Source organism: Rhizobium sp. J15, assembly GCF_002531825.1.
In the GTDB taxonomy this organism is placed as follows: Bacteria; Pseudomonadota; Alphaproteobacteria; order Rhizobiales; family Rhizobiaceae; genus Rhizobium.
The window spans coordinates 26,679-48,590 of the sequence record NZ_NWSX01000027.1; the positions used below are offsets into that span (position 1 = coordinate 26,679).

Sequence of the window (21,912 nt, forward strand, 5' to 3'; positions counted from 1 at the left end):
GATGGCGATGGTTTTAACGCAGGTAGCCGAAGGCATTCGGCAGCCACGTGCTGAAGCCCGGCACGAAGGTGAGCAGGGCGAGCACGACGATCTCCGCCCCAAGCAGGGGCCAGAGTTCACGGACCAGGGCGTTCATCGGCACCTTGGTGACGAGCGACGTCACGAAGAGGAGACCTCCGACGGGCGGCGTGATCATGCCGAGCGTGAGGTTGAGGATGACGACCATGGCGAATTGCAGGGAGTTGATATCCATCGCATCGGCGACCGGCGCCAGGATCGGCACCAAGATCATCACGCCGGGCAGGGGCTCCATGAAGATGCCGAACAGCAGCAGGAAAATATTGACGGCGATCAGGAAGCCGATCGGGCCGAGGCCCAGCGAAACGATGAACTCGGAAATCGCCTGCGGGATCTGCAGCACGGTCAGCGCCCAGGCGAAGGCATCGGAGGTCGAGATGATCAGCATCACTGAAGCCGTCATGATCGCGGTGCGGACCAGGATCGCCGGGATCTTGTCGAGCGTCAGCGTGCGATAGACGAACCGGCCGGCGATCCAGGCATAGAAGACCGCGACTGCGGACGCTTCCGTCGGCGTAAAGGCGCCGGAATGGATGCCGCCGAGAATGATAAGCGGCAGGAGCAGGGCCGGAAGCGCGCGCCAGGTGATGACGGCGAATTCCGCCCAGGATGGGCGCGCCTCGAAGCTGCGATAGTCGCGCCGGACCGAAATCCAGTAGTTTACCGCCAGAAGCGCGGAGCTGATCATGATACCGGGAACGATGCCGGCGAGAAACAGCCCGGTGACGCTGACGCTGTTGTCGGTCAGGGCATAGATGACCATGATGATCGAGGGCGGAATGATCGGGCCGACGATCGCGGCCGATGCCGTCATGGCCGCGGCGTAACCGGGGCTATAGCCGGTTTCGCGCATCATCTTGGCGATGATCGAGCCGGGACCCGCCGCATCCGCCAGCGCCGAACCGCTGATGCCCGAGAAAAAGGTCATTGTCAGAATATTGGCATGTCCGAGACCGCCGCGCATGTGCCCGACGCAGGCCGATGCGAAGCGCAGCAGCACATCGGTCAGCCTGCCGCCGCTCATCAGTTCCGCCGAGAGCAGGAAGAACGGAATGGCCAGAAGCGGGAAACTGTCGAGCCCGGCGAAGAAGCGCTGGGGAATGACCATGGCCGGGAAGCGGCCGTCATAGAGAACGGCGGCGAGCGTGGACAGGCCGAGCGTGATGGCGATCGGCACGCCGATGACGAGCGTCACCAGAAAGGAGATGATCAGGACGGCACTCATATGACGCTGAACTCTGCGGCCTTGGCCTGATCTTCGGCGGTCGTCCGGTGCGCGACCATCTGGCGTGCGATCATCAGCGTATGGACGAGCATCAGCACCGAGCCGATCGGAATGGCGAGATAGACGGCGCCGAGCGAAAGCCTGAGAACCGCGCTTTCCTGCCGCCATGCAAACAGCGAATACTGGAAGCCGAACCAGGCGACGGCGGCGAAGAAGGCGAGGATGGACGCCAGCACGAAGACGCGCAGCGCATGGCCCCAGCGCGCCGGCAGCGCATTCTGAAAATTGTCGATGGCGATATGGGCGCCTTCGCGCATGGCGAGGCCGACGGCGAGCCAGGCGACCCAGATCATCATGTAGCGGGTGATTTCCTCGACCCAAGGCAGCGACATGCCGGCCAGATAGCGCAGCACCACATTGGCAAAGACCAGCACCGCCATGACCAAGAGAAGTCCGCCGACGGCAAACTGGTTGGCCCGGATGAAGGCCTGTTCGAATTTCAAGAGCATGAGATATCTCCGGCGGAGTGCCGCAGGCGTGCGGCACTCCGCGCGCTGCGTCAGTTGAGATAGGGTTCGGCCTTCACCGACAGGCGCCAGATGGTGAAGTTCGGAACGGCGGGGTCCTTGAAGTTCATGTCGCCGTCCACCCAGAGATTCAGGTGGTTGGAGATGGCATGAAGCGTGCCGTCCGGAGCCCAGGCGAGCGTATCCGGCCAGGCCATTTCGGGATGGTAGGCGATCTCAGTCAGCCGCCGGGACGCCGGATCCCACTTGAGCACGCCGTTGAGCTGCAGCGCGGTGAGATAGACGTTGCCGTCCTTGTCCGCGGTGAGACCATCGGTGTTGGAGGGCAGGACCGCTTCGACACGGATGGCGGCTTCGAGCTCGGCTTCCGAGACTTTCGGATCGCGCAGCAATGCGGTGGGCAGGGAGTAGAGCGTATTGCCGGTCAGGTTGGTCCAGTAGAGCGACTTCTTGTCGCCGGAGAGCGCGATACCGTCTGCGCCGGTGCGCATGCGGCCGTTCTTCAGCACCTGGCGGCCATCGATGGCGAAGCTGAAATTGGGCTCGTCATTGGTGAATTTGGTGGCGTGCAATACGCGGCGGGCCGCGTTGGCCTTGCGGTCGTAGACGATGAGGCCGCCGCAGAGCGGATCGGAGAAGATGCCGCTATCCGTGATATAGGCGAAGCCCGCCTCGTTATCGACGACGACGTCGTTCAGGAAGGAGCACTTCTTGTCCGAGACCTCGGGGCCGAATTCGAGCCGCTGGATTTCCTTGTTGGCCTTGATGTCCCAGAGGACGAGCTTTTCGTCCTTCGCACCCGAAGGCTTGCCGGCGACGTGACCCTGGTCGAGAAGCCACATGACGTCGTTCTCGTCGACCTCGAAACCGAGCACGGCCTTCAGGCCGTCGGGATTGGCGACGGCATTGAGCTCCTCCGACGGAAAGGCCTCAAGTTCATAGGTTTCGCCTGTCTTGACGAGTTTCGACACGGTGGCCGGCGTATCGGCGCCGCCCCAGCGCGCCGTCGTCACATACATATTGCCGGCGGAATCGAATTTCAGGCCCTGCACCAGGGTCTTGCCGAAGAGCGGGCTTGCCTTCCACTTAGCGGCGGCTTCCTCGTTCTTGATCTTGTAAGGCAGGCTTGCCCAACGCGCGACGGGCTCCACGCCCTTGTCGTCGGCGCGCGCGCCACCCGCAATCATCATGCCGGCCAGCACGGCGGCAATCGTCAATCCAATATGTCTCATATCAGGTCGTCCTCCCAAACGGCGCTTAACTTCCTCCGCCAAACTGCTACCTTAGGCACCAGTTGAAAACTAAGGTAGCAGTTTTTTCTGGTCTGTAAAGGGTGGAGTTTGCTATGTCTGAACCGGGAATCGGCGGGAGGCGAAGAATGGCTGGCGGTGGCGAGGACAGGAAAACCGGGAAACTTTCGCGGCCGGCGCTGCTGGTCGACGAGGTGATGCGGGCCATTCGCGAGATGATCGTGGAGGGCAGGGTGCTGCCCGGCGAGCGCCTGTCCGAGAATGCGCTTGCGGCCGAACTCGGCGTATCGACAACGCCGGTGCGCGAGGCGATCGCGCTGCTGCGGCGCCAGGGACTGGTGACCGTGCAGCCGCAGTCGGGCACCTATGTCTTCGAGCTGCAGGCGGGCGAGCTGAACCAGCTCTGCGAATTGCGGTTCGCGCTGGAGCCCGCCGCCGTCCAACTGGCGCTCGAAAACCCCGACACGCCGCTCGCCGACGAGCTTGCCGTTATCGTCGAAGATATGAAGAAAGCCCAGGCGGAGGGCCGGGTACGCGATTATCTGGCGCTCGACACCGCTTTCCACGACGCGATCATCGCCGCTTCAGGAAATCCCTATTTCACCAGCGCCTATGCCTTGATCGGCGCCAAGATGGCGGCGCTGCGCAACCGGCTGGGCAGCGATCCGCACCACATGGAAAAATCCATGCGCGAGCATGTCGAGATTACCGAGGCGATCAGGGCGCGCAACCTGGAGCTCGCGGCGCGCATCCTCGTGCGCCACATCGCACGGAAGGAAGGCTCCTATTGGGAGCATCTCGACCCGGAAAATTCCGCGCGCATGGAACGCACCGCCTTGTCGACGACGCTCCATTCCAAGTGACGGCTGGGGCAACAGCCGTGGGGCTCGGTCTGCGTCGCTGCCATTGAAAATCAGGGTTGCTCCCTAAGTGTCCTGATGAAATCCGCTAGCGGATGAATCGACGGGGTTGTCGGCAACAGCGGCTCGAGAGCCGCCGCGATCGCCCGGCAATCATCCGCCGAAAGGGAGCGGAGATTCGACGACACCTTGTTGTAAGCAGGCGTCCCGCGCGAAGCGAGGGAACGATTTATGACGAACTGCTCCACTTCGCCATCGGACCGTTGTACAAACAACGCGAGTGATCCGCCGTCGGAGGCAAAGGCGCTGTCGGAAACGGATTTGAACATTTACCCTCCATCCAGGGATCGCCTCGGCGAGCTATGCTCAAGGCCTTCGGCTGATCAGTTTACGGTAATCGACATGTCCTGACCATGAGGATCGAGCCGATATGGAAACCGACTGGAGCATCGGGTTCGTCGTGGCTGGCATCGTTGCCGGTCAACTTCCAGGGTACACGGCAAGGGCCTCGGGTCTTTCACTGCCTCGGCAGGGCTGCAATCATTTTGCGTCCGGCCGCCAATTCTTTATTGCAATTCATTCGCAATTGCAGAATATGAAGGGACCGGGGTCGTCTCTTTGCGAACTGTCATGAGGGCAGGCCCCGATTGTGAATTGCAATTCACTCTCAATAGCAACCGGAGACATCCATGCTCGATAAGGTAAGACGGTCGGTTCTGATCGGGATGATGGGAGCGGCATTTGCGGTCGTGCTGACGGTTCTGCCGGCATCGGCGCAGGAAAAATTCAAGGCGGTGACGACGTTCACCGTCATCGCCGACATCGCCAAGAACGTCGCGGGCGACGCGGCGATCGTTGAATCCATCACCAAACCGGGCGCGGAAATCCACAACTATCAGCCGACCCCGGGCGATATCCAGCGGGCCCAGGGCGCCCAGCTCGTCCTCTGGAACGGGCTCAATCTCGAACGCTGGTTCGAGAAATTCTTCCACAATCTGAAAGACGTGCCTGAAGTCACCGTCTCCACCGGCGTCGAGCCGATGGGCATTTCCGAAGGCCCCTATGAGGGCAAGCCGAACCCGCATGCCTGGATGTCGCCGACGGCGGCGCTGATCTATGTCGACAATATCCGCGATGCCTTCGTGAAGTACGATCCCGCCAATGCCGAGACCTACAAGGCCAATGCCGAGGCCTACAAGGAGAAGATCAAGGCGACGATCGAACCCATCAAGACACAGCTTGCCGCCGTGCCCGAGGCCAAGCGCTGGCTGGTTTCGAGCGAAGGCGCCTTCTCCTATCTCGCCCGCGATTTCGGCCTGAAGGAACTCTATCTGTGGCCGATCAACGCCGATCAGCAGGGCACGCCGCAGCAGGTGCGCAAGGTGATCGACGCCGTCCGCAAGAACGGCATCACCGTCGTCTTTTCCGAAAGCACCATCTCGTCCAAGCCCGCCGAACAGGTGGCGCGGGAGACGGGCGCCAAATATGGCGGCGTTCTCTATGTCGACTCGCTGAGCGAGGCCGATGGCCCGGTTCCGACCTATCTCGATCTCCTCAAGGTCACGTCGGAAACCATCGCCAAGGGCCTGGCGTCCTCGTCCTGATCGGCCGATAGGGGCCTCGCCTGCGGGCGGGGCCTGTTCATGTGTTTATGGGGGTATTGTTTGATGAGTGTTCAACCCGGCCGGCAGAAGCAGGCCGCATCCGGTTTCGAGGGGACCGGGATCCTGGTGGACGGCGCGACCGTCACCTATCGCAATGGCCATACGGCGCTGCGGGAGGCGAGCTTCGCCATTCCCACCGGCACGATCACCGCGCTGGTCGGCGTCAACGGCTCGGGAAAATCGACCCTCTTCAAGTCGATCATGGGCTTCGTGCGCCTCGCCAGGGGCGATATCCGCGTGCTCGGCATGCCGGTCAAGGACGCGCTGCGAAAGAACCTCGTCGCCTATGTGCCTCAGGCCGAAGAGGTCGACTGGAACTTCCCCGTTCTAGTCGAGGACGTGGTGATGATGGGCCGCTACGGCCACATGGGCATGATGCGCATTCCCAAGGCCGCCGATCATCAGGCGGTGGCGGCAGCACTTGCCCGCGTCAACATGAGCGAGTTCCGCAAGCGCCAGATCGGCGAACTTTCCGGCGGCCAGAAGAAGCGGGTCTTCCTCGCCCGCGCGCTGGCGCAGGACGGAAAGGTCATCCTGCTCGACGAGCCGTTTACCGGCGTCGACGTCAAGACCGAGGAGCAGATCATCAAGCTGCTTCGCGAGCTGCGCGACGAGGGCCGCGTCATGCTGGTTTCGACCCACAATCTCGGCTCCGTGCCGGAATTCTGCGACCGGACAATCCTGATCAAGGGCACGGTGCTCGCCTATGGGCCGACCTTCGAGACCTTCACCCAGGACAACCTGGAGAAGGCCTTCGGCGGCGTGCTGCGCCATTTCGTGCTGAACGACGCCCAGAGCGGCAGGCCGACATCGATCGGCCTGATCAGCGACGACGAACGCCCGCTCGTGCTTCGCGGCGGCAAGGCGACCGCGGGCGCGTCCGACGGGGAAGGCGGAGGCTGGGAATGACGGACATTCTCCTTGAGCCCTTCACCTATAATTACATGCTGACCGCCATGTGGGTCTCGGCCCTTGTCGGCGGCGTCTGCGCCTTCCTCTCCTGTTACTTGATGCTGAAGGGCTGGTCGCTGATCGGCGACGCGCTCTCGCATGCAATCGTCCCCGGAGTGGCCGGCGCCTATATGCTCGGCCTTCCCTTCTCGATCGGCGCTTTCTTTTCCGGCGGGCTTGCCGCCGCCGCCATGCTTTTCCTCAATCAGCGCACCAGGCTGAAGGAAGACGCCATCATCGGCCTGATCTTCTCCTCCTTCTTCGGGCTCGGCCTGTTCATGGTGTCGCTCCAGCCGACGGCGGTGAACATCCAGACGATCGTGCTCGGCAATATCCTTGCCATCACGCCAGAGGATACGCTGCAGCTCGCCATCATCGGCTTCGTGTCGCTCGCCATCCTGCTCGTCAAATGGAAGGACCTGATGGTCACCTTCTTCGACGAGAACCATGCCCGTTCGATCGGCCTCAACCCGACCATGCTCAAGATCCTGTTCTTCACGCTGCTTTCCGCCTCCACCGTCGCGGCCCTGCAGACCGTCGGCGCATTTCTGGTCATCTGCATGGTGGTGACGCCGGGCGCAACCGCCTATCTGCTGACCGATCGTTTCCCGCGGCTTCTGCTCATCGCCGTGGTCATCGGCTCGGTCACCAGCTTCGTCGGCGCCTATGCAAGCTACTTCCTCGACGGAGCGACCGGCGGCATCATCGTCGTGCTGCAGACGGCGATCTTCCTGACCGCATTCTTCCTCGCACCCAAGCACGGCCTGCTGGCGGCGCGCCGAAGGGCCGCCGAGGCGCTGGAGGCGGCGCGATGAACATTGCCGAAATGCTGCTGTCGCCCTTCCAGTTCGAATTCATGGTCAATGCGCTTGTCATTTCGGTGCTGGTCGCCGTGCCGATGGCGCTGCTGTCCTGCTTTGTGGTGCTCAAGGGCTGGTCGCTGATGGGCGATGCGATCAGCCACGCGGTGTTTCCCGGCGTGGTCATCGCCTATATCGTCGGCTTTCCCTATGCCGTAGGCGCTTTCGTGGCCGGCATGTTCTGCGCCATCGCCACCGGCTTCCTGAAGGACAACAGCCGCATCAAGCAGGATACGGTGATGGGCATCGTCTTCTCCGGCATGTTCGGGCTCGGCCTGGTGCTCTATGTCAAGATCCAGTCCGACGTGCATCTCGACCATATCCTGTTCGGCGACATGCTCGGCGTCTCCTGGCCCGACATTGCGCAGGCGGGTGCGATCGCCGCGGTCACGGCAGGCATTCTCGGCGTGAAGTGGAAGGATTTCCTGCTGCACGCTTTCGATCCGACGCAGGCAAAGGCGGTCGGGCTCAGGATCGGTTTCCTGCATTACGGCCTGCTCGCCCTCATCTCGCTCACCATCGTCGGCGCCCTGCAGGCGGTCGGCATCATCCTTTCGATCGCCATGCTGATCGGCCCCGGCGCCATCGCCTTCCTGCTGACCCGCAAGTTCAGCACCATGCTCATCCTGTCGGTCGCCATCGCCGTCACCGGTTCCTTCGCCGGCGTCTACCTGTCCTTCTTCATCGACAGCGCGCCCGCGCCGACCATCGTGCTCGTTCTCGCCATCGGCTTCGTGCTGGCCTTCATCCAGGCCACGCGCCAAGCCGCCCGGATCGATGCCGGCGAGACGGTTTAAGAAGGAACTGACGACAACTGCCTGCCCAGCGCAGGCCGCGATGAATCACCCCTTTACAACTAACATGTTAGCCTGCTACACCTGACCCATCAGCTGGGAGGAATGAAGTTGACATCTAAATTCGGGCTTTCCGTCGCTCTTGCCACGCCGTTCGACAGCGACGGCAACATTGCGATCGAAGCGATGATCGCGCAGGCGCGGCGCTGCCTTGCCGCCGGATGTTCCAGCGTGACGCTGTTCGGGACGACGGGCGAGGGGTCCTCGATCGGAAGCCGGGAACGGGAACGCGTCGTCGCCGCCTTCCTCGATGCCGGCATCGCGGCAAGGAACATCATCGTCGGCGTGCTGGTCGATGCCGCCGAGGATGCGGCGGCGCAGGCCGGCCAGGCTCTTTCACTCGGCGCCCGAAATATTCTTCTTGCCCCGCCATCCTATTTCAAGAATGTCAGCGACGACGGCGTCTTCCAGTGGTTTTCGGCCGTCTTCGCCATGCTGGGCGACAAGGCGCGCGACATCATCGTCTACAACCTGCCTTCGGTCACCATGGTTCCGCTGACCGTGTCGCTGATCGGCCGTCTCAAGGCGGCCTTTCCCAATATCGTCACCGGCGTCAAGGATTCTTCCGGCGACTGGCCCTATACCGAAAGCCTGCTGAAGGCGCATAACGATCTCATCATCCTGGTGGGCGACGAACGGCACCTCGCCAAAGCCGTGCGGCTCGGCGGCCAGGGTGCGATCTCGGGCATGGCGAATTTCGCGCCCCGCGAACTCAGGCCGCTGGCCGAGGAGGGCAGGGACGACAGCCGCGTCGAGGATTTCGTGGTCGAGATTCTGAAACATCCCGTCATCCCGGCCGTGAAGGCGATGATCGCGCGCACTACGTCGGAGGAGAGCTGGATTGCGGTTCGTCCGCCGCTGGTTTCGATATCCAGCGAAGGGCAGGCGCAGCTCGCTCTTGCTTTCGATCATCTTTTCCGCTCGAAAGCCGCATAGGTCGGGCATGTTTGTGGAGGAGGCAATGGACGGAACGGAGGAGCAGCCGACACTGCGGGAAAAGGCGTATGCGAGCTTCACGCGCCATCTCCTTGCGCGTGACGTGCGCCCCGGCCAGTTCGTTTCCCAGCGCCGCCTCGTCGAGCTGACCGGGCTGCCGCTCGGCGCCATCCGCGAACTCATTCCGAGGCTCGAAGCCGAAGGGCTGATCAAGACCGTGCCGCAGCGGGGTCTGCAGATCGCCCACATCGATCTCAACCTCATTCGCGAAGCCTTCCAGCTGCGCGTCTTCCTGGAGAAGGAGGCCGTAGCGCTCTTCACCCGGTCCGCGTCGGACGAAACGATCGCCAGGCTTATCAAGCAGCATCGGGATATTGCCGATGCCATTCGAAGCGGCGACGGCTCGCACGAACTGGAACTGCGCGCGCAGGCCGTCGACTGGGGCATGCATGACGCCTTCATCGACGCGCTTGGCAATACCATCATCTCGAATGCCTACCGCGTGAACTCGATCAAGATGCGCCTGATCAGCCAGGACCGGTTCCGCATCGACGGCCACGTCGGGCCCGTGATGGGCGAACATCTGAAGGTGCTCGAGGCGATCGAGCGCCGATCGGCGGAGGACGCCGTCAACAGTCTTGTCGCACACATCAACCATGCAAGGGATCGTGCGCTGGGGATATAATCGGGAAATAAGCCGCCGGGGGTGAGGAGATCGCCGGCACATAAAGGAGGAGGACTCACATGCCATCATTCTTCAATCCGACACGCAGAGGCTTTCTGGCGGGAACGGCCGCGCTTGGGGCGAGCAGCATGCTCGGCATGCGCCCGGCATCCGCCGCCGTCGACTGGAAGCGCTTCACCGGCACCACGCTCGAAGTGAACCTGGTCAAGAGCCCGCGCAGCGAAATACTTCTGAAGTACCTGCCCGAATTCGAGGAGCTGACCGGCATCAAGGTCAATGCCGAAGCGACGCCGGAACAGCAGCAGCGCCAGAAGACGACGATCGAGCTCAGCTCCGGCAAGCCGAGCTTCGACGTGGTGCACATGAGCTACCATGTCCAGAAGCGGCAGTTCGAAAAGGGCGGCTGGCTTGCCGATATCAGCGGCTTCCTCAAAGACGCCTCGCTGACCGATCCGTCGCTCGTGGAAAGCGATTTCGCCGAAGCGGGGCTTGCCTTCGCCAAGGACGGCGACGGCGTGCTGCGCTCTCTTCCCTTCTCGGTCGATTACTGGATCATCTACTGGAACAAGGCGCTGTTCGAGAAGAAGGGGCTGGCCTATCCGACCAGCTTCGACGAACTGGCAAGCGCTGCCGAAGCGCTGACCGATCCCTCGACCAACACCTACGGCTTCGTCGCCCGCGGCCTGAAGAACGCCAATACGCCGGTCTGGACGTCGCTGCTGCTCGGCTATGGCTCGAGCCCGCTCGGCCCCGACGGCAAGCTGCGCACGACGTCGCCGGAAGCGATCGATGCGGCCAAGCTTTACCAGAAGCTGATGACCAAGACCGCCCCTCCCGGCGTCTCCGGCTTCAACTGGGCCGAAGCGCAGTCGGCCTTCCTGCAGGGCAAGATCGGCATGTGGCTTGATGGCGTCGGTTTTGCGCCGCCGATCGAAAACCCGGAAAAGTCGCGCGTGGTCGGCCAGGTCGGCTACGGCATCATGCCGAAAGGCCCGAAGGCACAGGCCGCAGGCACCTTCGGCGACGGGCTCGGCGTCGTCGCGGCCAGCCAGAAGAAGGAAGCCGCCTACCTCTTCTGCCAATGGGCGATTTCGCATGAAATGGGCGCACGCCTGCTGCAGGCCGGCGCCGGCGTTCCTTTCCGCCAGTCCGTGCTCGAGGATGCAAAGGTCCGCGAAGGCGTCAAGATGCCGGGCGCCTGGCTCGATGCCGTCGTCGGTTCCGGCAAGATCTCGCAGCTTGCGCTGCCGGTCATCATTCCGGTCACCGAGTTCCGTGATATCTATGGCGTCGGCCTGACCAACATGATCGGCGGCGCCGATCCCGAAACCGAGTTGAAGGCGGCGACGGCGCAGTTCGAACCCGTCCTGGCGAAAAGCGAGGGATAATGGCCTCGGCAAGCATCGAAACGGCCGCAGTGGCCAAGGCGCCGAAGGGAAGGAGCAAACCGGACAGGTTTGCTCCCAACTACTGGCCCTTCGTCATCCCGGCGCTCATCGTCATATCAGCCGTCATCGTCTTTCCATGGGTGTTTACGGTGTGGATGAGCGTCAACAGCTGGACGCTCGGTCAGTCGCAGGTCTTTGCGGGGCTCGACAATTATATCAGACTCGCCACCGACATGCGCTTCTGGGAGTCGCTGTGGCACACGGTGCTCTATACGACGCTCTCTGTGGTCGTCCCCCTGTTTCTGGGGACGCTCGCGGCGCTGATCTTCGATGCCCAGTTTCCGCTGCGCGGCCTCATACGAGGCATATTCGTGATGCCGATGATGGCGACCCCGGTCGCCATCGCGCTCGTCTGGACGATGATGTACCACCCGCAGCTCGGCGTGCTCAACTATCTCCTCTCCTTCGCCGGCATCGGCCCGCAGGAATGGATCTACAACCAGCGCAGCGTCATTCCCTCGCTGGTCCTGGTCGAGAGCTGGCAATGGACGCCGCTCGTCATGCTGATCGTGCTCGGCGGCCTGGCGGCCGTTCCGCGCGAGCCTTATGAAAGTGCCGAGATCGACGGCGCCAATGTCTGGCAGAAATTCCGTTATCTGACGCTGCCGATGATCGCGCCGTTCCTCATGATCGCCGTGATCATCCGCAGCATCGACGCCGTGAAGAGCTTCGACATCATCTATGCCATGACCCAGGGCGGCCCCGGCACGGCGTCGGAAACGATCAACATCTATCTCTACAACACCGCTTTCGCCTACTACGATATCGGCTATGGCTCGGCCATGGCGGTCGTCTTCTTCATCCTCATCGTCCTGCTCTCCTTCGTCCTCATGATGATCCGGCAGCGCGTGAACTGGTCGGACGGGGAGGCACGCTGATGAAGCGCAAGACGCTCGATCGCATCGGCCTGCTGTTCGTCGCCCTGGTGATGATCTCGCCGGTCGTGCTGTTCTTCCTCTGGATGATCTCGCTGTCGCTGAAATACGAGATCGACAACGGCGCCTATCCGCCGATCTTCATTCCGGAGCGTTTCGCCTGGTCGAATTATCTGAAGGTCTTCGAGGAGAACAATTTCTTCCTCTATCTCTGGAATTCGGTGCTGGTGACGGGGGCGGCCACGCTTCTGGCGCTCTTGATCGGCGTGCCCGCCGGCTACGGCATCGCCCGGCTGAAAGCGGAGAAGTCCGCCATGGTCATCATGATCGCGCGCATGACGCCCGGCCTTTCCTTCCTGATCCCGCTCTTCCTGCTGTTCCAGTGGCTGAACCTGCTCGGCACGCTGATGCCGCAGATCATCATCCATCTCGTCGTCACCGTGCCGATCGTCGTGTGGATCATGATCGGCTATTTCGAGACGACGCCGATGGAGTTGGAAGAGGCCGCGAGCATCGACGGCGCAACACCCTGGCAGGTCTTCCGCCTGGTCGCTTTGCCGATCGCAAGGCCCGGTATCGTCGTCGCCTTCATCCTCTCGGTGATCTTTTCCTGGAACAATTTCGTCTTCGGCATCGTGCTCGCCAGCCGAGAGACGCGCACGCTGCCCGTCGCCGTCTACAACATGCTGTCCTTCGAACAGGTCAGCTGGGGTCCGCTGGCGGCAGCCGCCTTGATCGTCACCCTGCCGGTGCTGATCCTGACGGTGTTCGCGCAGCGACAGATCGTGGCCGGCCTGACGGCCGGGGCCGTCAAGTGACGAGATGAGACCAAGATCGTGACGGCTTCTTCCGCCTTCGATCCGCCGCCCGGTCCCGCGCGCCGCGTGCTCTGCGTCGGTGCGGCGGTTCTGGATACCCTGTTTCGCGTGCGCACGCTGCCCACCGGCCAGGGCAAGATCCTGCCCTATGAAATGCTGCAGATCGCCGAAGGCATGGCGTCGAGCGCAGCCTTCGCCGTCGCCCGCCTCGGCGGCAAAGCCAGCCTCTGGGGCGCGGTCGGCGACGATGCCACCGGCGAACGCATCATCGCCGATCTGAGCGAGAGCGGCATAGACACGAGCGGCATGACCGTTGCGCGAGGCGCCCGCTCGGCCGTCTCGACGATCCTCATCGACGATGCAGGCGAGCGCCTGATCCTGCCCTTCTACGACGCACGGCTGCACGATCAGGTCAGGCCGGTCACGCAACGGGATGTCTCGTCCGTCGATGCGGTGCTCGTCGACGTGCGATGGCCGAAGCTTGCGCTGGCGACGCTGTCGGCGGCAAGAGAAGCGGGCAAACCCGCCATCCTCGACGGCGATGTCGCGGGCGATGGCGTGATCGAGATGCTGGCGCCGGCGGCAAGCCACATCGTCTTCTCCGAGCCGGCCGCCGGGCGGCTTGCCGGAACGGCCGATCCGGTGGAGATGGTCGGCGTCTTGAAGCGAAAATTCGAGCAAGCCTTCATCAGCGTCACCGCAGGCGAAAACGGCTGCTTCTGGTTCGATGAGGCGGCCGGCGAAGTCTTTCATCTCGCGGCACCCCGTGTGAAAGCCGTCGATACGCTTGCGGCCGGCGATATCTTCCATGGCGCTTTCGCGCTCGCCATCGCCGAAGGCGTGCCCATCGAGGAGACGATGCGGCTATCGTCCATGGCGGCGGCGCTGAAATGCCAGGTATTCGGCGGGCGCATCGGCGCGCCGACGCGGGCGGAACTCTGCGACGCGCTGCGGGATTGGGACGCCAGGGCTGTCCCGGCCGGCACTGAGGACCGTGCCCGATAGTCCACACACGGCCAGCCAAACTCGGCCGCGGCCAAATTCTTTCGCCCTGCCTCCGCCTTTTTATGTTCTTAATGTGACCAGTGATTCGTCACGGGCGAAGACGGACCATCCACGGGGCATGAAGGAGAATATGATGACGGACGCCAAGAGCAGTATTGTAGGGCTGCGCCCGCATATCACCGTCATTGGCGTCGGTGGCGGCGGCGGAAATGCGATCAACAACATGATCGCGGAGAATCTGGCCGGCGTCGAGTTCATTGCCGCAAACACGGATGCCCAGGTCCTTGCGACCTCGAAGGCCTCGCGGCGCATTCAGCTCGGAGCGCAGGTGACAGAGGGGCTCGGCGCGGGTTCGCTGCCGGAAGTCGGCCGTGCGGCCGCCGAGGAGTCGCTCGACGAGATCATGGATCATCTCAGCGGTTCGCACATGTGCTTCGTCACCGCCGGCATGGGCGGCGGAACGGGAACGGGCGCCGCATCGGTGATCGCCCGGGCCGCTCGCGAAGCGGGCATCTTGACCGTCGGCGTCGTCACCAAGCCGTTTTCCTTCGAAGGCAATCGCCGCATGAAGACGGCGGAGGCAGGCATCGAGGCGCTTCGCCAGGCAGCCGATACAGTCATCGTCATCCCCAATCAGAACCTCTTCCGCGTCGCCGATGCGAAAACGACCTTCGCCGATGCCTTCATGACCGCCGACCGCGTGCTCTATTCCGGCGTCGGCTGCATCACCGATCTCATCGTCAAGGAAGGCCTGATCAACCTCGACTTTGCCGATGTGAAGTCGGTGATGCGCGGCATGGGACGGGCGATGATGGGCACGGGCGAAGCTTCCGGCGAAGGCCGCGCCATGAAGGCCGCCGAGGGCGCGATCGCAAATCCGCTGCTCGACGATCTCTCGATGAAGGGCGCCAAGGGCGTTCTGATCTCGATTTCGGGCGGCTCCGACATGACGCTGTTCGAAGTCGACGAGGCGGCGAGCCGCATTCGCGACGAAGTACAGGCCGATGCCGAAATCGTCGTCGGCGCCATCTTCGACCGCAATCTCGACGGCAGGTTCCGCGTCTCCGTCGTGGCGACCGGCCTGGAAGGCAGCGGCTTCGACGCCATGCCCGGCGTCGCCAAGGAAAATCTGCAGATCTCGCGCATTCTGCAGTAGTGCAGTCTAAAGCCCGCGAGCGGGAGGGGAACAACGGCGACGTAAGCGCTGACCGACGCTCATTCCCTCCTCAGGGAACAAGTAGTTCCCATGATCATTTGATGGTTCATGAAAACCGTCACATCGATCGCAACGCTTGTTTTGCTTTTTTCCCTCAACACGGCAAATGCGCTGGAGCTGTCGCCGGAGGCCGTCAACGCGGCGTCGCTGGCTTCGCTCGCAACTGAGCGCCCCAAGAAACCGTCGCCGGACCCGGATGCCGCAATCGTGCGCCTGCAGGTGCTTCTCGACCGCGCCGGCGCCTCTCCCGGCGTGATCGACGGTCTCTATGGCGAGAATGTCGGCAAGGCTGTGGCCGGCTTCGAAGCGATGAACAAGCTTCCCGAGGATGGAAAACTCGATCCCGAGGTGATCAGCCGGCTCGAAGCCGGTCCGCCCATCGTCGAAAGCTACCTCATCGCCAAGGAAGACGCCGCCGGTCTCGTCGACCGCATTCCCGAGGATTACGGCGAGAAGGCGAAGATGGCGAACATGGGCTATACCAGCGTGGAGGAGAAGCTCGCGGAGCGGTTCCATATGGATATCGATCTGATGAAAGCGTTCAATCCCGGTGCCGATTTCGCGCCGGGCAAGACGATACAGGTCGTCGCGACTGGCTCTGCCAGAGAGGGAAAGGTCAAGCGCATCGAGGTGAACGGCAAGGCGGGACAGGTGCGGGCCTATGACGCGCGCGGCTTGCTGCTTGCGGCCTATCCGGCAACGGTCGGCAGCGAAGACAATCCTTCCCCCAGCGGCACGCACAAGGTCAAGGGCGTCGCTCGCATGCCCGTCTACCGCTACGATCCCAAGGTGAATTTCAAGCAGGGGAAAAACAACAAGGTCCTCACCATCCCCAAAGGGCCGAACGGGCCGGTCGGCAGCATCTGGATCGACCTGACCGAACCGACCTACGGCATTCACGGCACGCCCGATCCCGAGCTGATCGACAAGGTCGGATCGCACGGCTGCGTCCGCCTGACCAACTGGGATGCGGAAGAGCTCGGCGGGATGGTGAAGCCGGGCGTAATGGTCAAATTCGTCGAGTGACGGTCGCTTACGGGCAGATCGGCAACGAGTGGAACATTCCTCCAGCTTCGACCCTGTTCTAGAAATCGGCGACTTTGCCCCAGGCCGATCGCGCGAACCGTTCGGGATGATAAGGCTTGGGATCGACGATCGGCGCATCGCCGCTGATCATATCGGCGATCAGATGGCCGGCGCCGGGGCCGATGCCGAAGCCATGGCCGCTGAAGCCGGCGGCCAGGATGAAGCCTGGAATCGACGTGATTTCGCCGATCCCGGGCACGCCATCCGGCGTGCTGTCGACATAACCGGCCCAGGCGGCGGTGATCTCGGTACCGCGCAGAGCAGGCAGCAGTTCGAGCGCCCGCGCATGGGTGCGCTGGATCGTCGGCTGATCGACCTTCGGATCGAGGATGCGCATCCGCTCCATCGGCGTCGGCGCGTCCAGTTGCCAGCGCCGCAAGGTTTCGTGACCTGATCTCACCCCCTCCAGACCGCCCGGCGCAAGGCTGCGCCAGCGCCGGATGAACATCGGCAGAAATTGCTGCGCGTAGCGGAATTGCTGCGGCGTCGGATCGACGCGTCCGCCGCCGCTGATTGCCAGCGTATAACCGCCGTCGCCGCGGCGCGTCGCGGAAACGGCCGAGGTGTGCAGCGCATCCGGCAGCGCCGAGGTGGGGGATGACACCGAAAGGATCGAGGAACGGATCGAGGCCTGCGGGAAACGGATGCCGAGCTGGTGGCAGAAGGACGAGGCCCAGGCGCCGCCGGCAAGCACTGCGACCCTGGTGCGAATGGTGCCGTGCTCGGTCACGACAGCGGAAAGCCGGCCGCCTTCGGTCTCGATGCCGCGGGCCGCGCAGGACTGGCGGATCGTGCCGCCGAGCTTCAGGATCGCCCGCGCCACGGCCGGAGCCGCATTGGCCGGATCGGCCGTCCCGTCCGTCGGCGAGAAGACGCCGCCCTTCCATGGCTTGCCCGTCGCGCGGCCGCGTTCCGTTGCTTGAGCGCCGTTGAGCATATGCGTGGTGACGCCGGCGGTGCGGGCAAAATCGCGCCAGCGCGCCCAGCCGGCCAGCTCCTCATCGCTATTGCTCAGATAGAAAAGCCCGCAGCGGCGAAAACCGGTATCCTCGCCTGATACAGCTGCGAAACGCTCCCAGAGGTCGAGGCTCTTCGTCGCCATCGGCAGCTCCCGCGCATCGCGGTTCTGCTGGCGGCACCAGCCCCAGTTGCGGCTCGACTGCTCCGCGCCAATCCGGCCCTTCTCGACCAGAACCACCTTCATGCCGCGCAACGCCAGATAATAGGCCGCGAACACACCGATGATGCCGCCTCCGATCACCACGGCATCGGCAGCCGCGGGAAGCTTCAGGGGTGTTTCAACGAGTTTCAGCGGTGCCGGCATAAGCTATTCTCCGTTTGCAGCGTAATCTAGCGGGATTTGCCGATAAGGCGTTGCTGGAGTTTAACCGGCCGGCAGCAGAACATGCCGTCTTGCGGGAAGCGGGCAGACAGTTGTGCTTCGCGCATGCTCGCAAAACAAAATAGACAGGCAGGGGCAATGTGTTACCTTCGATCAGGGGAAACCGGCAGCATAATCTGCCGCTTGTCCTATCGGCCATAACCCGAAAAGGTGCTTCGTGAAACTCGATCGTATCGACGTCAAGATCCTCCACGAATTGCAGAAGAACGGGCGCATCACCAATGTGGAGCTGGCCGATCTCGTCGCCCTTTCTCCGAGCCCCTGCCTGATGCGCGTGAAGAAGCTGCAGGCGGAGGGATATATCGAAGGCTACTCGGCACAGATCAATGTCGGCAAGCTCGGCCAGACCCTGACCGTTTTCACGGAGATCACCCTGAAGAACCATCGCCAGATCGATTTCGCCCGCTTCCTGGCGGCGATCGAAAAGGTCGAGCAGGTGATCGAATGCCACCTCGTGTCCGGCGGCTATGATTACCTCGTCAAATTCGTCACTTCGGGGATCGGCGAGTACCAGACGATCATGGAGCGCCTCACCGACATGGATGTCGGCATCGACAAATATTTCAGCTTCGTCGTCCTGAAATCGCCGATCGTCAGAGCGCATATGCCGCTGACGAGCCTGTTTCCACTGTAGAAATATCTGCGGCGCGCCAGAGGGCCTCTCTGCTAACTCTTGCTATAGGCGCGCACCAGTTCCGGATCCTGCGTCAGCCCATCGAGCCAGGCGGGATCGAGCTTCGGCACCGAGGAGAAGAGCAGCTGGGAGTAGGGGTGCTGCGCCGCCTTGATCTTCTCCGGCGTGATTTCCTCGACCTTTCTGCCGCCATACATCACGACGATCTCGTCGCAGATCGCCTCCACGACGGAGAGATCGTGGCTGATGAAGATGTAGGAGAGGCCGAGCTCCCGCTGCAACTCCTTGAGGAGATCGATCACCGCGGCTGCGACCACCGTATCGAGCGCCGAGGTGATCTCGTCGCAGAGGATCAGCTTCGGATCGGCGGCAAGCGCCCGGGCGAAATTCACGCGCTGCTTCTGCCCACCGGAAAGCTCTCCCGGCCGGCGATGGCGCAGGCTGCGCGGCAGGCGGACCATATCCATCAATTCGTCGATGCGGGCGCTGCGCGCCTTGGCCGGCATGGCGTGGTAGAAGACGAGCGGCCGGTCGAGGATGTCCTCGACCGATTTTGCCGGATTGAGCGCGGTATCGGCATATTGGAAGACGATCTGCATCTCGCGCAGCTGGTCGCGCGACCGCTCGCGGGCGCTGTGGCCGAGCTCCTTGCCGTCGAAGACGATCTTGCCGAAGGCGGCCGGCAGGATGCCGGCAATGGTGCGGGCAAGGGTCGACTTGCCGCAGCCGGATTCGCCGATGATGCCGAGGTTGCGTCCCTTCTCGACCTTGAGGCTGACATTCTGGACGGCGCGCACCAGAGGCAGGCCATCGGCCTGGCGCTGGCCGTAACCGGCAACGACGTCCTGGATCGTCAGCAGCGGCGCCGGCACGGCCTCGATATCGGCTTCCGGATTGCGCGCCTTCGGCTCGAAGGCGGCGAGCAGCTCGCGCGTATAGGGATGTTTTGCCGCGGTCAGGATTTCTTCCGTCGTGCCGGTCTCCTGGACCTCGCCGCCCTTCAGCACGACGATCCGGTCGGCGATCTGGGCGACGACCGCAAGGTCATGCGAGACGTAAACGCCCGATATGCCGCCCTTCTTCATCGCCGACTTGAAGGCGCGCAGCACTTCGATCTGCGTCGTCACGTCGAGCGCCGTCGTCGGCTCGTCGAAGATCATCAGCTTCGGGTCGCCGATCAGCGCCATCGCCGCAGACAGGCGCTGCAGCTGGCCGCCGGAGACCTGATGGGGGTAGCGGCTGCCGATGATCTCGGGCTCGGGCAGAGAAAGCGCCCGGAAAAGCTCGACCGCACGGCGTCTTGCCTCATCGGCCGGCATCAGCCCGTGGATGCGGGTGACTTCGATCACCTGATCCATGATCGATATGGCGGGATTGAAGGCGGCGGCGGCCGATTGCGGCACATAGGCCACCTCGGTGCCGCGCAGCCTGGCGCGCTGCTTTTCGCCGAGCTTGACCATGTCCTTGCCGGCAAGCGAGACGCTGCCGCCCGAAATGCGGCAGCCCGGCCGCGAATGCCCCATCAGAGTGAGCGCGATCGTCGTCTTGCCCGAGCCGCTTTCGCCGATCAGCGCGACGATCTCGCCTTCTGATATGTCGAGGCTGACGCCGCGGATGATTTCGACGCGCCGGCCGGAATCGGTGGTGGCTTCGACCCTGAGGTCGCGGATTTCGACGAGATTGGTCATCGCTCGCTCCGATCGCGGATTTTCTGCGGCAGGTTGTCGATCAAGAGGTTCACGCTGATCGTGAGGCTGGCGATCGCAAGCGACGGGAACATGACGGCGGGCGCCCCGAAAGGCAGGCCGCCGATGTTTTCACGCACGAGCGCACCCCAGTCCGCATAGGGTGGCTGCACGCCGAGCCCGAGGAAGGAAAGGCCGGAGAGCAGGAGAACGATGAAGACGAAGCGGAGCCCGAGATCGGCAAGCACGGGACCGACGATATTCGGCAGGATTTCCGAGCGGATCAGATAAAGGGTGCTTTCGCCGCGGATGCGGGCGACGGTGATGAAGTCCATGGAATTGACGTTGACGGCGAGCGCCCGGGCGAAACGGTAGGAGCCCGGGATATAAATCACCGAAAGCGTCAGGATCAGCACCGGAATCGACGACCCGACAGCTGCGACCACGACCAGGCCGAAGAGCTTGCTCGGAATGGAATTCAAGGCATCGAGAAAGCGGGAGAGCAGCGTATCGAGCCAGCCGCCGGCGACGGCCGCGATCATGCCGAGCACGACGCCGCTGAAGCAGGCGATCGTCACCGCTGCGAGCGAGATGCCGACCGTATAGCGCGCGCCCATCAGGATACGCGAGAAGACATCGCGGCCGAGATAGTCAGACCCCATCCAGAACTGCTGGGACATCGGCCCGAAATAATCGGTATCGACGATCTCGCCGACCGGGTAGGGGATCAGCAGATGCGCGAAGATCGCGATGAAGGCCCAGAACAGGATGACGGCAAGCCCCAGGAGGCCGACGAGATTGAAGCGATAGCCGAGCCGGCGCGTCGCGGCGGGCCGTTGTTCGATATGGGATGTCATCGCAGCCTCGGATTGGAAAGAATGGCAACAATGTCGGCAAGCGTGATGAGGATCAGATAGCCGAGGCAGAAGATCATCGCGCAGCTCTGGATCAGCGGCAGGTCGCGTGTGGCGACCGCATCGACCATCAGTTTCGCGATGCCGGGATAGTTGAAGATGGTTTCGACGATGATCACCCCGCCGAGGAGATAGGAGAGCGACAGCGCAATCGCGTTGACGATCGGGCCGAGCGCGTTGGGAAGCGCATGCCTGAGCACGATGCGGGTCCGCGACGCGCCTTTCAAAAGCGCCATCTCGACATAGGGCGTGCGCAGCGTCTCAACGACCGCGGCGCGCGTCATGCGGATCATCTGCGCTGATACGACGAAGGTTAGCGTGATGACGGGCATGGCGTAAACGCGCAGCATATCGGAAAGAGTGTGGACTTCGTTGGCAAGCGAAAGCGCCGGCAGCCATTTGAGATAGACGGCGAAGATCAGCACCGCCGAGGTCGCGACCATGAACTCCGGCACCGATATCACGCCGATGGTCAGGATGGTGACGGCACGGTCGTAGATCGAGCCGCGCAGCATCGCCGCGGTAATGCCGAGCGTCAGCGCGATCGGCACGGAAAACAGCGCGGTGACGCCGGCCAGTTTCATCGTATTGGCGAAGCGGCCGCCGATCAGCTGGCTGATCGGCATATCATTGGCATAGGACGTGCCGAGATCGCCTGCGAGCAGGCCGGAGAGCCAGTGGAGGAAGCGCAGGAAGGCCGGCTCGTCCAGATGCATGGCCTTGCGAAGGCCTTCGACGGCTTCCGGCGTCGCCGCCTGCCCGAGCAGGATGGTCGCTGTATCGCCGGGCAGCATCGTCGTGGCGAAAAACACGGCGAAGGAGACGATCACCAGCGTGACCAGGGCGACGAGCAACCGGCTCGATATGAGGGACAGCACCTCTTTGTTCATGCGCGCGCTCCCTTCGGCATTCTGCTGAGATTATAACGCAATCGGGAAG

Annotated in this window: 22 protein-coding genes; 14 read left to right on the plus strand and 8 right to left on the minus strand. The window is 62.9% G+C overall.

Features of this window, described 5'->3' with window-relative positions:
* Positions 1-13: 13 nt before the first annotated feature.
* Genes CO670_RS21270 through CO670_RS21280 form a run of 3 tightly spaced genes read right to left on the minus strand, consistent with a single transcriptional unit; the run spans position 14 to position 3,062 of the window.
* Positions 14-1,303, minus strand: a complete 1,290-nt coding sequence (locus tag CO670_RS21270) for a TRAP transporter large permease (RefSeq protein ID WP_020919910.1) — start codon at positions 1,301-1,303, stop codon at positions 14-16.
* Complete coding sequence (locus tag CO670_RS21275; RefSeq protein ID WP_097592075.1) at positions 1,300-1,812, minus strand: TRAP transporter small permease; 513 nt, start codon at positions 1,810-1,812, stop codon at positions 1,300-1,302. The genes CO670_RS21270 and CO670_RS21275 overlap by 4 nt, the downstream gene beginning before the upstream one ends.
* Before the next feature lie 50 nt (positions 1,813-1,862).
* On the minus strand, positions 1,863-3,062 hold the full coding sequence (locus tag CO670_RS21280) for an L-dopachrome tautomerase-related protein (protein ID WP_097592076.1): 1,200 nt from the start codon (positions 3,060-3,062) through the stop codon (positions 1,863-1,865).
* A 146-nt stretch (positions 3,063-3,208) separates the two neighbouring features.
* On the opposite strand from CO670_RS21280, the gene CO670_RS21285 reads away from it, so the two are divergent.
* Positions 3,209-3,943, plus strand: coding sequence for a GntR family transcriptional regulator (locus CO670_RS21285; RefSeq protein ID WP_176538995.1), 735 nt, complete (start codon positions 3,209-3,211; stop codon positions 3,941-3,943).
* A 50-nt stretch (positions 3,944-3,993) separates the two neighbouring features.
* Here the strand turns inward: CO670_RS21285 and CO670_RS21290 are convergent, their stop codons facing one another.
* Positions 3,994-4,269: a hypothetical protein gene (locus CO670_RS21290; protein ID WP_097592078.1), complete on the minus strand. Its 276-nt coding sequence runs from the start codon at positions 4,267-4,269 to the stop codon at positions 3,994-3,996.
* 360 nt (positions 4,270-4,629) lie between these two features.
* On the opposite strand from CO670_RS21290, the gene CO670_RS21295 reads away from it, so the two are divergent.
* From CO670_RS21295 to CO670_RS21350, 12 genes are all read left to right on the plus strand, one after another.
* Positions 4,630-5,544 (plus strand): metal ABC transporter substrate-binding protein, encoded by a 915-nt coding sequence (locus tag CO670_RS21295; protein ID WP_097592079.1) that lies wholly within the window; start codon positions 4,630-4,632, stop codon positions 5,542-5,544.
* Positions 5,545-5,607: 63 nt separating this feature from the next.
* Positions 5,608-6,513: a manganese/iron ABC transporter ATP-binding protein gene (locus tag CO670_RS21300; protein ID WP_097592080.1), complete on the plus strand. Its 906-nt coding sequence runs from the start codon at positions 5,608-5,610 to the stop codon at positions 6,511-6,513.
* Positions 6,510-7,370 (plus strand): iron/manganese ABC transporter permease subunit SitC, encoded by an 861-nt coding sequence (gene sitC, locus CO670_RS21305; RefSeq protein WP_097592081.1) that lies wholly within the window; start codon positions 6,510-6,512, stop codon positions 7,368-7,370. The genes CO670_RS21300 and sitC overlap by 4 nt, the downstream gene beginning before the upstream one ends.
* Positions 7,367-8,212, plus strand: coding sequence for a metal ABC transporter permease (locus CO670_RS21310; RefSeq protein ID WP_097592082.1), 846 nt, complete (start codon positions 7,367-7,369; stop codon positions 8,210-8,212). The genes sitC and CO670_RS21310 overlap by 4 nt, the downstream gene beginning before the upstream one ends.
* A gap of 108 nt (positions 8,213-8,320) precedes the next feature.
* Positions 8,321-9,205 carry a dihydrodipicolinate synthase family protein gene (locus tag CO670_RS21315; protein WP_097592118.1) on the plus strand — a complete coding sequence of 295 codons (885 nt, stop codon included), beginning with the start codon at positions 8,321-8,323 and terminating at the stop codon, positions 9,203-9,205.
* 7 nt (positions 9,206-9,212) lie between these two features.
* Positions 9,213-9,890 carry a GntR family transcriptional regulator gene (locus CO670_RS21320; protein ID WP_176538996.1) on the plus strand — a complete coding sequence of 226 codons (678 nt, stop codon included), beginning with the start codon at positions 9,213-9,215 and terminating at the stop codon, positions 9,888-9,890.
* A 59-nt stretch (positions 9,891-9,949) separates the two neighbouring features.
* Positions 9,950-11,278, plus strand: a complete 1,329-nt coding sequence (locus CO670_RS21325; protein WP_097592084.1) for a sugar ABC transporter substrate-binding protein — start codon at positions 9,950-9,952, stop codon at positions 11,276-11,278.
* Entirely contained in the window at positions 11,278-12,216 is a 939-nt protein-coding gene (locus CO670_RS21330; RefSeq protein WP_097592085.1) for a sugar ABC transporter permease, read from the plus strand. Before CO670_RS21325 ends, CO670_RS21330 begins: the two co-directional genes overlap by 1 nt.
* Complete coding sequence (locus CO670_RS21335; protein ID WP_033183241.1) at positions 12,216-13,031, plus strand: carbohydrate ABC transporter permease; 816 nt, start codon at positions 12,216-12,218, stop codon at positions 13,029-13,031. Before CO670_RS21330 ends, CO670_RS21335 begins: the two co-directional genes overlap by 1 nt.
* Positions 13,032-13,049: 18 nt before the next feature.
* Positions 13,050-14,036, plus strand: coding sequence for a sugar kinase (locus CO670_RS21340; RefSeq protein ID WP_097592086.1), 987 nt, complete (start codon positions 13,050-13,052; stop codon positions 14,034-14,036).
* A gap of 133 nt (positions 14,037-14,169) precedes the next feature.
* Entirely contained in the window at positions 14,170-15,192 is a 1,023-nt protein-coding gene (ftsZ, locus tag CO670_RS21345; protein ID WP_097592119.1) for a cell division protein FtsZ, read from the plus strand.
* A gap of 108 nt (positions 15,193-15,300) precedes the next feature.
* Positions 15,301-16,278 (plus strand): L,D-transpeptidase, encoded by a 978-nt coding sequence (locus CO670_RS21350; RefSeq protein WP_097592087.1) that lies wholly within the window; start codon positions 15,301-15,303, stop codon positions 16,276-16,278.
* 58 nt (positions 16,279-16,336) lie between these two features.
* Here the strand turns inward: CO670_RS21350 and CO670_RS21355 are convergent, their stop codons facing one another.
* Positions 16,337-17,662 (minus strand): FAD-binding oxidoreductase, encoded by a 1,326-nt coding sequence (locus CO670_RS21355; protein ID WP_097592088.1) that lies wholly within the window; start codon positions 17,660-17,662, stop codon positions 16,337-16,339.
* A 235-nt stretch (positions 17,663-17,897) separates the two neighbouring features.
* Here CO670_RS21355 and CO670_RS21360 point away from each other — a divergent pair, with 235 nt between their 5' ends.
* The gene (locus tag CO670_RS21360; protein WP_008532606.1) at positions 17,898-18,374 is read left to right on the plus strand and encodes an Lrp/AsnC family transcriptional regulator; all 477 of its coding nucleotides are present in this window, start codon (positions 17,898-17,900) and stop codon (positions 18,372-18,374) included.
* Between the two features lie 32 nt (positions 18,375-18,406).
* Here the strand turns inward: CO670_RS21360 and CO670_RS21365 are convergent, their stop codons facing one another.
* From CO670_RS21365 to CO670_RS21375, 3 genes are read right to left on the minus strand one after another with little or no spacing between them, the layout of a single operon-like run.
* Positions 18,407-20,062: an ABC transporter ATP-binding protein gene (locus tag CO670_RS21365; protein WP_097592089.1), complete on the minus strand. Its 1,656-nt coding sequence runs from the start codon at positions 20,060-20,062 to the stop codon at positions 18,407-18,409.
* Positions 20,059-20,916 (minus strand): ABC transporter permease, encoded by an 858-nt coding sequence (locus CO670_RS21370; protein ID WP_097592090.1) that lies wholly within the window; start codon positions 20,914-20,916, stop codon positions 20,059-20,061. The genes CO670_RS21365 and CO670_RS21370 overlap by 4 nt, the downstream gene beginning before the upstream one ends.
* Entirely contained in the window at positions 20,913-21,863 is a 951-nt protein-coding gene (locus CO670_RS21375) for an ABC transporter permease (RefSeq protein WP_097592091.1), read from the minus strand. Before CO670_RS21375 ends, CO670_RS21370 begins: the two co-directional genes overlap by 4 nt.
* Between the last annotated feature and the right edge of the window lie 49 nt (positions 21,864-21,912).

Coding starts and splice junctions, on each gene's coding strand:
- CO670_RS21270 (WP_020919910.1), bottom strand. CDS start 1,303: ATGAGTGCCGTCCTGATCATCTCCTTTCTGGTGACGCTCGTCATCGGC.
- CO670_RS21275 (WP_097592075.1), bottom strand. CDS start 1,812: ATGCTCTTGAAATTCGAACAGGCCTTCATCCGGGCCAACCAGTTTGCC.
- CO670_RS21280 (WP_097592076.1), bottom strand. CDS start 3,062: ATGAGACATATTGGATTGACGATTGCCGCCGTGCTGGCCGGCATGATG.
- CO670_RS21285 (WP_176538995.1), top strand. CDS start 3,209: ATGGCTGGCGGTGGCGAGGACAGGAAAACCGGGAAACTTTCGCGGCCG.
- CO670_RS21290 (WP_097592078.1), bottom strand. CDS start 4,269: ATGTTCAAATCCGTTTCCGACAGCGCCTTTGCCTCCGACGGCGGATCA.
- CO670_RS21295 (WP_097592079.1), top strand. CDS start 4,630: ATGCTCGATAAGGTAAGACGGTCGGTTCTGATCGGGATGATGGGAGCG.
- CO670_RS21300 (WP_097592080.1), top strand. CDS start 5,608: ATGAGTGTTCAACCCGGCCGGCAGAAGCAGGCCGCATCCGGTTTCGAG.
- sitC (WP_097592081.1), top strand. CDS start 6,510: ATGACGGACATTCTCCTTGAGCCCTTCACCTATAATTACATGCTGACC.
- CO670_RS21310 (WP_097592082.1), top strand. CDS start 7,367: ATGAACATTGCCGAAATGCTGCTGTCGCCCTTCCAGTTCGAATTCATG.
- CO670_RS21320 (WP_176538996.1), top strand. CDS start 9,213: ATGTTTGTGGAGGAGGCAATGGACGGAACGGAGGAGCAGCCGACACTG.
- CO670_RS21325 (WP_097592084.1), top strand. CDS start 9,950: ATGCCATCATTCTTCAATCCGACACGCAGAGGCTTTCTGGCGGGAACG.
- CO670_RS21330 (WP_097592085.1), top strand. CDS start 11,278: ATGGCCTCGGCAAGCATCGAAACGGCCGCAGTGGCCAAGGCGCCGAAG.
- CO670_RS21335 (WP_033183241.1), top strand. CDS start 12,216: ATGAAGCGCAAGACGCTCGATCGCATCGGCCTGCTGTTCGTCGCCCTG.
- ftsZ (WP_097592119.1), top strand. CDS start 14,170: ATGACGGACGCCAAGAGCAGTATTGTAGGGCTGCGCCCGCATATCACC.
- CO670_RS21350 (WP_097592087.1), top strand. CDS start 15,301: ATGAAAACCGTCACATCGATCGCAACGCTTGTTTTGCTTTTTTCCCTC.
- CO670_RS21355 (WP_097592088.1), bottom strand. CDS start 17,662: ATGCCGGCACCGCTGAAACTCGTTGAAACACCCCTGAAGCTTCCCGCG.
- CO670_RS21365 (WP_097592089.1), bottom strand. CDS start 20,062: ATGACCAATCTCGTCGAAATCCGCGACCTCAGGGTCGAAGCCACCACC.
- CO670_RS21370 (WP_097592090.1), bottom strand. CDS start 20,916: ATGACATCCCATATCGAACAACGGCCCGCCGCGACGCGCCGGCTCGGC.
- CO670_RS21375 (WP_097592091.1), bottom strand. CDS start 21,863: ATGAACAAAGAGGTGCTGTCCCTCATATCGAGCCGGTTGCTCGTCGCC.